This is a genomic window from Pseudomonas laurylsulfatiphila, assembly GCF_002934665.1.
Taxonomy (GTDB): Bacteria; Pseudomonadota; Gammaproteobacteria; order Pseudomonadales; family Pseudomonadaceae; genus Aquipseudomonas; species Aquipseudomonas laurylsulfatiphila.
The window spans coordinates 174455-187258 of sequence record NZ_NIRS01000003.1; the positions used below are offsets into that span (position 1 = coordinate 174455).

At 60.4% G+C, this 12804-nt stretch carries 10 protein-coding genes; 5 read left to right on the plus strand and 5 right to left on the minus strand.

Annotated elements, in window-relative coordinates:
* Position 1 precedes the first annotated feature (1 nt).
* The 5 genes from hisC to mtnA all read right to left on the minus strand — a co-directional run bounded on the left by hisC (position 2) and on the right by mtnA (position 7697).
* A complete protein-coding gene (gene hisC, locus CD175_RS11220; protein WP_104448967.1) occupies positions 2-1114 on the minus strand; it encodes a histidinol-phosphate transaminase in 1113 nt (370 codons plus the stop codon).
* A 12-nt stretch (positions 1115-1126) separates the two neighbouring features.
* Entirely contained in the window at positions 1127-2221 is a 1095-nt protein-coding gene (gene pheA, locus CD175_RS11225) for a prephenate dehydratase (RefSeq protein WP_007939916.1), read from the minus strand.
* Complete coding sequence (gene serC / locus CD175_RS11230) at positions 2221-3306, minus strand: 3-phosphoserine/phosphohydroxythreonine transaminase (RefSeq protein WP_104448968.1); 1086 nt, start codon at positions 3304-3306, stop codon at positions 2221-2223. Before serC ends, pheA begins: the two co-directional genes overlap by 1 nt.
* A 250-nt stretch (positions 3307-3556) precedes the next feature.
* The gene (gene gyrA / locus CD175_RS11235; RefSeq protein ID WP_104448969.1) at positions 3557-6211 is read right to left on the minus strand and encodes a DNA gyrase subunit A; all 2655 of its coding nucleotides are present in this window, start codon (positions 6209-6211) and stop codon (positions 3557-3559) included.
* Between the two features lie 409 nt (positions 6212-6620).
* Positions 6621-7697 carry an S-methyl-5-thioribose-1-phosphate isomerase gene (mtnA, locus tag CD175_RS11240; protein ID WP_104448970.1) on the minus strand — a complete coding sequence of 359 codons (1077 nt, stop codon included), beginning with the start codon at positions 7695-7697 and terminating at the stop codon, positions 6621-6623.
* A 108-nt stretch (positions 7698-7805) separates the two neighbouring features.
* Between mtnA and CD175_RS11245 the strand changes: the two genes are divergently transcribed.
* The 5 genes from CD175_RS11245 (at position 7806) to CD175_RS11265 (ending at position 12723) form a co-directional block, all read left to right on the plus strand.
* A complete protein-coding gene (locus CD175_RS11245) occupies positions 7806-9140 on the plus strand; it encodes a TRZ/ATZ family hydrolase (RefSeq protein ID WP_104448971.1) in 1335 nt (444 codons plus the stop codon).
* Positions 9141-9197: 57 nt separating this feature from the next.
* Positions 9198-9896: a bifunctional 2-polyprenyl-6-hydroxyphenol methylase/3-demethylubiquinol 3-O-methyltransferase UbiG gene (gene ubiG, locus CD175_RS11250; RefSeq protein WP_007985381.1), complete on the plus strand. Its 699-nt coding sequence runs from the start codon at positions 9198-9200 to the stop codon at positions 9894-9896.
* 4 nt (positions 9897-9900) lie between these two features.
* A complete protein-coding gene (mupP, locus tag CD175_RS11255; RefSeq protein ID WP_102702340.1) occupies positions 9901-10572 on the plus strand; it encodes an N-acetylmuramic acid 6-phosphate phosphatase MupP in 672 nt (223 codons plus the stop codon).
* Positions 10573-10688: 116 nt separating this feature from the next.
* Entirely contained in the window at positions 10689-11429 is a 741-nt protein-coding gene (locus CD175_RS11260) for a YciK family oxidoreductase (RefSeq protein WP_104448972.1), read from the plus strand.
* A gap of 367 nt (positions 11430-11796) precedes the next feature.
* On the plus strand, positions 11797-12723 hold the full coding sequence (locus tag CD175_RS11265; protein ID WP_104448973.1) for a GGDEF domain-containing protein: 927 nt from the start codon (positions 11797-11799) through the stop codon (positions 12721-12723).
* The last annotated feature ends 81 nt before the right edge of the window (positions 12724-12804 follow it).

Sequence of the window (12804 nt, forward strand, 5' to 3'; positions counted from 1 at the left end):
ATCAACCACGAGCCAGAACCTTGGTCAGCGCTTCCAGGAAGCGGCTGTTCTCTGCCGGCAGACCAATGGTGACGCGCAGGTGATTCGGCATGCCGTAGTTGGCCACCGGGCGCACGATCACACCTTCACGCAGCAAGCCCTGGAACACCGGGGCCGCGACTTGACCGAGATCGACGCAAATGAAATTGCCCTTGGACGCAATCCAGCTCAACCCAAGCTCACGGAAACCGGCTTGCAGCTGCTGCATGCCGGACTCGTTCAACTGACGGCTTTGCGCCAAATACTCGTCGTCCTTCAACGCCGCACAGGCCGCGGCCAGGGCCAGGCTGTTGACGTTGAACGGTTGGCGCACACGGTTCAGCACGTCTGCGACTACTGCCGTGGACAAGCCATAACCCACGCGCAGCGCTGCCAGGCCATAGGCCTTGGAGAAGGTGCGGGAAACCAGAAGGTTCGGATAGGCCGCCAGGAAGTCCAGGCCATCCGGCAGATCGCTGCCTTCGGCGTACTCGATATAGGCCTCGTCCAGTACGACCAGCACATGCTCAGGAACATCCTGCAGGAATTCGTCCAGCGCCTCGGCGTCGAACCAGGTCCCGGTCGGGTTGTTCGGGTTGGCAATGAAAACCACGCGGGTATTGGCGTCGATGGCTGCCAGCATTGCAGGCAGGTCATGCCCCCAATCCTTGGCCGGAACCACCTTGGCCTGCGCACCGACCGCCTGAGTGGCAATCGGGTAGACAGCGAAAGCATGCTCGCTGAACACGGCGTTCAGGCCCGGCGCCAGATAGGCACGCGCGACCAGTTCGAGGATGTCGTTGGAACCATTGCCCAGCGTAACCTGATCAAGTTCCACGCGGCACTGCTCGGCCAACAGGCTCTTGAGGGCAAAGCCGTTGCCGTCCGGATAGCGGGTCAGCTCGGCCAGCGCATCGCGGATGGCCGCCAGCGCCTTGGGGCCAGGGCCCAGCGGGTTTTCGTTGCTCGCCAGCTTGATGATGCTGGCTGGATCGAGGTTCAGCTCGCGAGCCAGTTCGTCCACGGGCTTGCCCGGAACGTAAGGCGAAAGTTGTTGCACGCCCGGCTGTGCCAGAGCGAGGAAATTGCCACTCATTTGCTACCGCCCTTAGAGAACTGCTTTCGGGTAGGAACCCAGCACTTTGAGTGCTACTGCTTCCTGACTGATTTTTTCCAGCACACCTTTTACCAGCGGATCGCGGTGGTGGCCGACAAAATCGATGAAGAACACGTAGGTCCATTTGCCGCTGCGCGACGGACGGGTCTCGATACGCGTCAGGTCGATGCCGTTGTCGTGGAACGGCACCAGCAACTCATGAAGCGCACCCGGCTTGTTGCTCATCGAGACGATGATCGAGGTCTTGTCGTCGCCGGTCGGCGGCACTTCCTGGTTACCGATCATGAGGAAGCGCGTGGAGTTATCCGGGCGGTCCTCGATTTTTTCGGCCAGACGGGTCAAGCCGTACAGGCCGGCCGCCATGTCACCGGCAATCGCCGCCGAGTTCCACTCACCCTTGACCCGCTTGGCCGCTTCGGCGTTGCTGGACACCGCCACGCGCTCGACATTCGGGTAATGGGCGTCCAGCCACTTGCGGCACTGGGCCAGGGACTGGGCGTGGGAGTAGATGCGGCTGATGCTGTCGGTCTTGGTGTTTTCACCGACCAACAGGTGATGGTGGATACGCAGCTCGACTTCGCCGCAGATCACCATGTCATGCTCGAGGAAGCTGTCGAGGGTGTGGTTGACCGCGCCTTCGGTGGAGTTTTCCACCGGCACCACGCCAAAGTTCACCGCCCCGGCCGCCACTTCACGGAACACTTCGTCGATCGCCGCCATCGGCTTACTGATCACCGCGTGACCAAAGTGCTTCATGGCCGCCGCCTGGGTGAAGGTACCCTCAGGGCCAAGATAAGCCACTTTCAACGGCTGCTCGAGTGCCAGGCAGGAAGACATGATTTCGCGGAACAGCCGCGCCATCTCTTCGTTGCCCAGCGGCCCCTGGTTACGCTCCATGACACGCTTGAGCACCTGAGCCTCACGCTCAGGACGATAGAACACCGGCACTTCGCCTTCGGCCAGCGAGGCCATCTTTACTCGCGCGACTTCCTGGGCGCAGCGCGCACGCTCACTGATCAGCTCCAGGACCTTTTCGTCCAGGGCATCAATGCGCAGGCGCAGTGCCTTGAGTTCTTGCTCAGACATTAGCCGTGTTCCTTCTCGAACTCTGCCATGTACGAAACCAGCGCGTTGACGGCGTTGATGTCGACGGCGTTATAGATGGAGGCGCGCATGCCGCCCACGGAGCGGTGCCCCTTGAGGTTCAACAGGCCGCGCTCGTCGGCACCAACCAGGAACGGCTTGTCCAGACGATCGTCAGCCAGGCGGAACGGCACGTTCATCCACGAGCGGTCCGACTTGTTGATCGGGTTGCTGTACAGGCCGCTGGCATCGATGAAGCTGTACAGCGTGCGCTGCTTGACTTCGTTGAGCTTGCCGATGGCCTCGACGCCGCCCTGCTCTTTCAGCCACTCGAACACCAGGCCGGACAAGTACCAGGCCAGGGTCGGCGGGGTGTTGTACATCGAACCGTTGTCCGCCGCGACCTTGTAATCGAGCATGGTCGGGCACAGGGAGCGGGCATTGCCGAGCAGGTCTTCGCGAACGATGTTGACGACGATACCGCTCGGGCCGATATTTTTCTGGGCACCGGCGTAGATCATGCCGAAACGCGAAACATCCACCGGACGCGACAGGATGTCCGAAGACATGTCGGCCACCAGCGGAACGTCACCGGTTTCCGGAATCCACTGAAACTCCAGGCCACCGATGGTTTCGTTCGGCGCGTAGTGAACGTAGGCCGCGTCTTTCGACAGTTTCCACTCGTTCTGACCGGGAATGGCGAAATAGTCGTAGGGTTTGGCGGTGCCGGCAACGTTTACGTGGCCGTAGCGCGAAGCTTCTTCGATGGCTTTCTGCGACCAGATACCGGTGTCGATATAGTCGGCCGAGCCATTTTCCGGCAGCAGGTTCAGAGGAATCTGCGCGAATTGCTGGCTGGCGCCACCTTGCAGGAACAGCACTTTATAGTTCGAGGGGATATTCAGCAGATCACGCAGATCCTGCTCGGCCTTGGTGGCAATGGACACGAACTCATCACTGCGATGGCTCATTTCCATGACCGACAAACCCTTGCCGTGCCAGTCGAGGAGTTCACCCTGGGCGCGCTGCAGGACAGCTTCGGGAAGCGCCGCAGGACCGGCACAGAAGTTATAGGCTCTCTTGCTCACATCCAATCTCGCTCTGATTTGGTGGTATCACGCAATAAATACGGTGTGATCATTCCCGCGCAATGGCGTGGGAGATCAACTGTAGGAGCGAGCCTGCTCGCGATGGACGTGAAAACACCGCGCTTAATCAGAAAACCCGTGTCATCGTTGACGACCATCGCGAGCAGGCTCGCTCCTACAGGGGTGCATCATCATTTCCAAAGGGACAAACAACAAGGGGGCGAATTCTCATCCGCCCCCTCATGTCCACTTATTCTTGTGGCTCTTCGTCAGCAGCGGCGTCGAGTTGCTGGTCTTCAACGGCATCGTCGATCACGACTTCACCCTCGAACTCCGCACCCTCTTCACCTTCCAGCTCTTCACCTTCGATTTCCGAAGGTTCCTGAACCCGCTCCAGCCCGACCAGGGTTTCATCCTTGGCCAGTTTGATCAGGGTCACGCCCTGGGTGTTACGACCCAGGCTGGACACTTCATCGACACGAGTACGCACCAGGGTGCCCTGGTCCGAAATCAGCATGATTTCCTCGCCGTCGAGCACCTGGACAGCGCCTACCAGGCGGCCGTTACGCTCGTTGCTGACCATGGCGATAACGCCCTGACCGCCACGCTTGTACTCAGGGAACTCGGTGATCGCGGTGCGCTTGCCAAAACCACGCTCGGAAGCAGTGAGGATCTGGCTGCCTTCTTCCGGGATCAGCATGGAAATCAGCTTCTGGCCTTCCGGCAGACGCATGCCGCGCACACCGCGGGCGGTACGGCCCATGGCGCGAACGTCGGATTCCTTGAAGCGGGTGACCTTGCCGCCGTCGGAGAACAGCATCACTTCACGCTCGCCATCGGTAATGGCGGCAGAAATCAGCACGTCGCCTTCATCCAGCTCCAGCGCGATCAGGCCGACGCTGCGCTGACGGCTGAAGGATTCCAGCGGGGTCTTCTTCACGGTGCCGTTGGCAGTGGCCATGAAGATGTAGTGACCTTCGGTGTATTCCTCGACCGGCAGCATGGTGGTGATGTATTCACCATCATCCAACGGCAGCAGGTTGACCAGCGGACGACCACGGGCAGCGCGGGACGCCTCAGGGATTTCATAGGTTTTCAGCCAGTACACCTTGCCCTTGCTCGAGAACAGCAGCAGCGTGGTGTGGCTGTTGGCAACCAGCAGGTGAGCGATGTAGTCCTCATCCTTGACGCCGGTCGCCGACTTGCCTTTACCGCCACGACGCTGGGCCTGGTATGCAGCCAATGGCTGGGTCTTGGCATAGCCGCCGTGGGAAATGGTCACGACACGCTCTTCTTCCGGGATCATGTCACCCAGGGTCAGGTCGAGACGGGCATCGAGAATCTCGGTGCGACGCACGTCGCCGTACTCGGCGCGAATCACTTCCAGCTCTTCGCGGATCACTTCCATCAGGCGCGTGGCGCTGTTGAGGATGCGGATCAGCTCGCCGATCTGGTTGAGGATCTCTTGATACTCGGCCAGCAGTTTTTCGTGTTCCAGACCGGTCAGGCGGTGCAGACGCAGTTCCAGGATGGCTTGCGCCTGTTCCGGCGACAGGAAGTACTTGCCGTCGCGCAGGCCGTATTGCGGATCGAGGTTTTCCGGACGGCACGAATCGGCGCCGGCACGCTCGACCATCGCCACCACGGCCGAGGATTCCCAAGGGGTGCTGACCAGCGCTTCCTTGGCTTCCGACGGTGTTGGCGACGCCTTGATCAGGGCGATGACCGGGTCGATGTTCGACAGGGCAACCGCTTGACCTTCAAGAATGTGACCACGCTCTCGGGCCTTGCGCAGTTCGAACACGGTACGGCGAGTGACGACTTCGCGACGGTGACGAACGAAGGCTTCCAGCAGGTCCTTGAGGTTCAGGATCCGCGGACGGCCGTCGATCAGTGCGACGATGTTGATGCCGAACACCGCTTGCAGCTGGGTCTGGGCGTAGAGGTTGTTGAGGATCACCTCAGGCACTTCGCCACGACGCAGCTCGATCACGACGCGCATACCGTCCTTGTCGGACTCGTCGCGCAGTTCGGTGATGCCTTCGAGCTTCTTCTCTTTTACCAGCTCGGCGATCTTCTCGATCAGACGCGCCTTGTTCAACTGGTAAGGGAGTTCGGTGATGACGATCTGCTGGCGGCCACCGACCTTGTCGATGTCTTCGATCATCGAGCGGGCGCGCATGTAAATGCGGCCACGGCCAGTGCGGTAGGCTTCGATGATGCCGGCGCGACCGTTGATGATCGCAGCGGTCGGGAAGTCCGGACCGGGGATGTATTGCATCAGCTCGTCGACAGTCAGCTCGGGATTGTCGATGAGCGCCAGGCAACCGTCGATGACTTCACCGAGGTTGTGTGGCGGAATGTTGGTCGCCATGCCCACGGCGATACCGCTGGAGCCGTTGACCAGCAGGTTGGGAATACGGGTCGGCATGACCGCCGGGATCATTTCGGTGCCGTCGTAGTTCGGCACCCAGTCCACGGTTTCCTTATGCAGGTCGGCCAGCAGCTCGTGCGCCAGCTTGGTCATGCGCACTTCGGTGTATCGCATGGCCGCGGCGTTGTCGCCGTCCACCGAGCCGAAGTTGCCCTGGCCATCTACCAGCAGGTAGCGCAGGGAGAATGGCTGTGCCATCCGAACGATGGTGTCGTACACCGCGGTATCACCGTGCGGGTGATACTTACCGATCACGTCACCGACAACACGGGCAGATTTCTTGTACGGCTTGTTGAAGTCGTTGCCCAACTCGCTCATCGCGAACAGCACGCGCCGGTGCACGGGCTTCAAGCCATCGCGCGCATCCGGCAGTGCCCGCCCGACAATTACGCTCATCGCGTAGTCGAGATAGGACTGCTTCAGCTCGTCTTCGATATTGACCGGGAGGATTTCTTTGGCCAGTTCGCCCATGAGAAGCCTGATTCCTTTTTCTGGTGAAACTTCGTCAGGACCAACGAAGCTCGCCGCTGCAGGCTCGGCGCCATGCATTGGCTTACGACAAATCAACGAGTTATGCCATGGATCTGCGCAGTAAAGGTCACCCCGAAGGGTAACCATGGAAACCGCCGGATGTTATCACAAGAGCCGCCACGCACCTATCCCCCAGATGCGCATGGAGAGTAGTTAGTTGACCGGTGACAGGCTTGAAGGGGACGAGAGAGGCTTAGAGCTTCGATCAGCAGGCAATCAAGCGCATTTTTCACTTGCAAACACGGACCTGTAGGAGCTGCCGAAGGCTGCGATCTTTTGATTTGTTTTTTTTAAAATCAAAGTCAAAAGATCGCAGCCTTCGGCAGCTCCTACAGGGATTTGCCTTGACCTAGTGCAGGCGCTTGCGGCACATCAACTGCGCCATCTTCGCCGTGTCCGGGCGTTCGACGATGCCTTTTTCGGTGACGATCGCATCGATCAGATCCGCCGGCGTCACGTCGAACACCGGGTTGAAGGCATCGACATCGGCCCCGACGCGCTTGCCACCGACCTCCAGCAACTCACGACCATCACGCTCTTCAATCGGAATGTCGTCGCCGCTGGCCAGGTTCATGTCGATGGTCGAACTCGGCGCCACCACCATGAAGCGCACGCCGTGGTGCATGGCATTGACGGCCAGCTGATAGGTGCCGATCTTGTTGGCCACATCGCCATTGGCGGTGATCCGGTCAGCCCCGACGATGACCCAGGTAGGGCCTTTGGTCTTCATGATATGCGCAGCGGCGGAGTCGACATTGAGGGTCACGGGAATGCCTTCATTGGCCAGTTCCCATGCGGTCAGCCGCGAACCCTGCAGCCATGGGCGGGTTTCGTCGACATAGACCTGCTCGACCATCCCCTCGATGAATGCAGCGCGAATCACGCCCAGCGCCGTGCCAAAGCCGCCCGTGGCCAGTGCGCCAGTGTTGCAGTGGGTCAGGATCGCCTGGGCGTTGCCCTGATGCTTGCGAATCAGGTCGACACCCAATTGCGCCATGGTCAGGTTGGCTTCGCGATCACTTTCGTGAATGGCAATGGCCTCGGCCTCCAGCACCTCCAGCGGATCGGCATTGCCTTTCAGGCGATCAAGCCGGTCGTGCATGCGGCCCAGCGCCCAGAACAGGTTGACCGCAGTAGGACGGGAATCGGCCAGCAGCATGAAATCCTCTTCCAGCGCCGCATACCAGTCGCCACCTTCGGCAATCCGGGCACGGGCCGCCAGCACGATGCCATAAGCGGCACTGATGCCGATGGCCGGCGCGCCACGCACCACCATCGAGCGAATGGCCTCGGCCACACCGGCTGCACTGGTGTAGGCGATCCAGGTTTCCTCGAACGGCAAAATACGCTGATCCAGCAGATGGAGAGCGCCATCACGCCAATCGATGGCCTTTACTTTTTCCGCAGCCAACAGTCGATCGCGCATCCCTCACCCCGCACTCATGAACAAAAGCCGCCGATTATAGCGATCCCCCCGCGAAGACGCTCGGGTATACTTCGCCATCCTTTACAAAAGCACTGGAACCGACCCTCGATGCCGAACACTGCCGCTGCGCTCGACCTGTTATTGCTGCCGACCTGGCTGGTACCCGTCGAACCCGCTGGTGTCGTCCTCAAGGAACATGGCGTGGGCATCCGTGATGGACGCATCGTGTTTATCGGCCCACGTTCCGCCGCACTGAAGCTTAACGCAACCGAAATCCGCGAATTGCCGGACATGCTGCTCAGCCCCGGCCTGATCAATGCCCACGGGCACGCGGCGATGACGCTGTTCCGCGGCCTGGCCGACGACCTGCCATTGATGACCTGGCTGGAAAACCACATCTGGCCCGCCGAAGCCAAGTGGGTCGACGAGGACTTCGTGCGCGACGGCACCGACCTTGCCATCGCCGAGCAAATCAAAGGTGGCATCACCTGTTTCTCTGACATGTACTTCTTCCCGAAGGTTGCCAGCGAGCGCGTGCACAACAGCGGCATTCGCGCGCAGATCGCGATTCCGATCCTCGATTTCCCGATTCCGGGCGCCGCTACGGCGGATGAAGCCATTCGTCAGGGCGTTGAACTGTTTGGCGATCTCAAGCATCACGAGCGCATCAAAATCACCTTCGGCCCCCACGCACCCTACACCGTGGGCGACGAAAACCTGGAAAAAATCCGGGTGATCGCCGAGGAACTGGACGCCTCGATCCACATGCACGTGCATGAAACCGCATTCGAAGTGCAGCAATCGGTCGAGCAGCGCGGTGAACGCCCGCTGGCCCGCCTGGCGCGCCTGGGCTTGCTGGGGCCGCGCTTCCAGGCGGTTCACATGACCCAGATCAGCGATGAAGACCTGGCACTACTGGTAGAAAGCAACAGCAGTGTGATTCATTGCCCGGAGTCGAACCTGAAGCTGGCCAGCGGGTTCTGCCCGGTCGAGCGCTTGTGGGAGGCCGGGGTCAATGTCGCGGTCGGCACCGATGGCGCCGCGAGCAACAATGACCTGGACCTGCTCGGCGAAACCCGCACCGCGGCCCTGCTGGCCAAGGCTGTCGCCGGCTCGGCCACCGCGCTGGATGCCCATCGCGCCTTGCGCATGGCCACCCTAAATGGCGCCCGGGCCTTGGGTATCGAGGCCGAAACCGGCTCACTGGAAATCGGCAAAGCGGCGGACATGGTGGCGTTCGACCTCTCCGGCCTGGCCCAGCAACCGGTCTACGACCCGGTTTCGCAGCTTATATACGCCACCGGCCGGGACTGCGTGAAACACCTTTGGGTGGCCGGCAAGCAACTGCTCGACGACCGTCGCCTGACTCGCCTGGATGAACAACAGCTTGGCGCTGTCGCGAAGGCCTGGGGCCAGCGCATCAGCGGCCGTATCGAATTGTAAGCACCCCGGAACACATCCAGGGCAACAGGATTTTTCAAGTTTTAGAGGACTTAAACCATGAGCAACGTCGACTACGCCGAAATCGCCAAATTCGAAGCCCTGGCCCATCGCTGGTGGGACCGCGAAAGCGAATTCAAACCGCTGCACGACATCAACCCGCTGCGGGTCAACTGGATTGACGAGCGAGTCAATCTGGCCGGCAAGAAAGTCCTCGACGTCGGTTGCGGCGGCGGCATCCTCAGCGAAGCCATGGCCCAGCGCGGCGCAACCGTGATGGGTATCGACATGGGCGAAGCGCCGCTGGCGGTTGCCCAGTTGCATCAGCTGGAATCGGGCGTCAACGTCGAATACCGGCAGATCACCGCCGAAGCCCTGGCCGAGGAAATGCCCGAGCAGTTCGACGTGGTCACCTGCCTGGAAATGCTTGAGCACGTGCCAGACCCATCGTCGGTCATCCGCGCCTGCTTCCGCATGGTCAAGCCCGGCGGCCAGGTGTTCTTCTCGACCATCAACCGCAACCCCAAGGCGTACCTGTTCGCCATCGTCGGCGCCGAATACATCATGAAGCTGCTGCCGCGCGGCACCCACGACTTCAAGAAATTCATCCGCCCTTCAGAGCTTGGTGCCTGGAGCCGCATGGCCGGCCTGACCGTCAAGGACATCATCGGCCTGACCTACAACCCGCTGACCAAGCACTACAAGCTGGCCGCCGACGTGGACGTCAACTACATGATCCAGACCCTGCGCGAGGAATAAGCCGATGCCAATCAGAGCAGTTCTTTTCGACATGGACGGCACCCTGCTCGACACCGCGCCAGACTTCATTGCGATCTGTCAGGCGATGCGTGCCGACCGCGGCTTGCCCCCGATGAACGACAAGCACATCCGCGACGAGATTTCCGGCGGCGCCAGGGCAATGGTCGCCGTGACCTTCGCCATGGATCCGGAATCGCCGGGTTTCGAAGCGTTGCGCCTGGAGTTCCTGGAGCGCTACCTCGTCGGTTGTGCGGTACACAGCAAGCTGTTCGACGGCATGGCCGAGTTGCTCGCCGATATCGAGAAAGCCAACCTGATCTGGGGTGTGGTCACCAACAAGCCACTGCGCTTCGCCGAACCGATCATGCAACAACTGGGGCTGTCCGAGCGTTCGGCGCTGCTGATCTGCCCGGATCACGTGAAGAACAGCAAGCCGGATCCAGAGCCGCTGATCCTGGCGTGCAAGATGCTCGACCTGGACCCGGCCAGCGTGCTGTTCGTCGGCGACGACTTGCGCGACATCGAGTCGGGCCGTGATGCCGGCACCAGGACGGCAGCGGTGACATTCGGCTACATCCACCCTGACGATAACCCGCGTCACTGGGGTGCGGACGTGGTGGTCGATCATCCGCTGGAGTTGCGCAAGGTTTTGGATAGCGCCCTCTGTGGCTGCTGATTAACGTCAAAAGATCGCAGCCGGCAGCTCCTACAGGATGCACGTCGATCCCCTGTAGGAGCTGCCGCAGGCTGCGATCTTTTCAGCTCTATTGATGGATTATGTAGAGGTTTTTTATGTTTGATTATTCCGCCCGCCCCGAACTGCTCAAGGATCGGGTCATCCTCGTCACCGGCGCCGGACGCGGCATCGGCGCCGCAGCGGCAAAGACTTACGCAGCCCACGGCGCAACCGTGTTGCTGCTGGGCAAGACCGAAGCCAACCTGACCCAGGTCTACGACGAAATCGAAGCCGCCGGCCATCCACAACCGGCGGTGATCCCGTTCAACCTCGAAACCGCCCTGCCCCATCAGTACGATGAGCTGGCGGCGATGATCGAAAACGAATTCGGGCATCTCGACGGCCTGCTGCACAACGCCTCGATCATCGGCCCGCGCACGCCGATCGAGCAGCTTTCCGGCGATAACTTCATGCGGGTCATGCAAGTCAACGTCAATGCCATGTTCATGCTCACCAGCACATTGCTGCCGCTGCTCAAGCTGTCGCAGGACGCCTCTGTGGTGTTCACGTCCAGCAGCGTCGGCCGCAAGGGGCGTGCGTACTGGGGCGCTTACGGCGTCTCCAAATTCGCCACCGAGGGCCTGATGCAAACCCTGGCTGACGAAGTCGATACCGTGGCCCCGGTACGCTCCAACAGCATCAACCCGGGCGCTACCCGCACCAGCATGCGCGCCCAGGCTTACCCGGGTGAAAATCCGCTGAACAACCCGACGCCCGAGGAGATCATGCCGGTCTACCTGTACCTGATGGGCCCGGACAGCACCGGTATCAATGGTCAGGCGTTCGACGCCCAATAACGACCGTACGTCGCTTTTTCGATGCCGCGCCGGCTTCCCGCCGCGGCACTCGAAGTCACGCCATGCACCTGTCAAACAACCGTCACACGCTGCGCCATGCGGGTAGTAGACGAAACACAACTATTTGATTTAATACGAATTTTATTCGGATGAACCGAATGGCACGACTTTCGCTCTAAGTTTGCTCAGACACGCAACGTGAAAGCAGACGGGGTGAAGCATGAGTGTAGAAGTTACTCATCTTCCAGAAAGCAGATTAAACTTGTACGAAATGTCCTACGGGACTGACGGACCAGTACGACGCGCAGCCCTAAGCCGCTCTCACCCTGCTTGTAAGACAGCCTTACTGCTTAGGGGCGCACGCCTAATGAAACCACCTTCCCAGACCAACGCAATTGACTTCGATAGCGCCAAATTGCAGCGCCTGGGCTTTGGTCAGCAACCGCCTCTTCTGGAACGGCCCGTCAGCCTTGCGCAAATGCGCCAGCAACTGGGCCTGCAACTGCAAACCAGTCTGGAGCCGCAACGCATTCTTGGGACTTTCTATCGCGAGATTCAGCGATTGGTGCCGTTGGACGCCTTGTGTTACCTGCACAAGATCAGTGATCTGCGCCTGGAGTTCGGCCAGCGTGGCCACCATTCCATCAGTTACAGCCTCAGCCACGATGGCGAACACCTGGGTGAACTGATTTTCCGCCGCAATCAGCGTTTCAGCGAACAGGAACAGGGCAATCTCGAATCACTGCTGGCCGCGCTGCTGTTTCCGATGCGTAACGCGCTGCTTTACCGTACCGCCACCCAAAGCGCACTGCGCGACCCGCTGACGGGCACCGGTAACCGCATCGCCATGGACCAGACCCTGCAAAGGGAAATCGAGCTGTCCCGGCGCCATCTGCAACCGTTATCGGTGTTGATGCTGGACATCGATCATTTCAAGCTGGTCAATGACACCCATGGCCACAGCACTGGCGATGACGTGCTCAAGGCGGTCGCCGCCTCGATCAAAAACCAGCTGCGCAACGTCGACATGGTGTTTCGCTATGGCGGTGAAGAGTTCCTGATACTGCTGTCCAATACCAGCCGCGAACCCGCGGCCATGGTAGGTGAACGGCTGCGGTTTGCGGTGCAGTCCGAAGAGTACCTGGCCGACGGTCATACGATCTTGCTGACAGTCAGCCTCGGCTGTTCGACCCTGTTGCCCGGCGAGTCCGCCGACAGCCTGTTGCGACGGGCAGACAGCGCGCTGTATGTGGCCAAACGCGAAGGGCGTAACCGGCTGGAGATGGCGGGCTGATTTTTCAGCCACCACATAAACCAATGTGGGAGCGAGCCTGCTCGCGAAAAGGATCTGACCTTCAACAATGATGTTGACTGA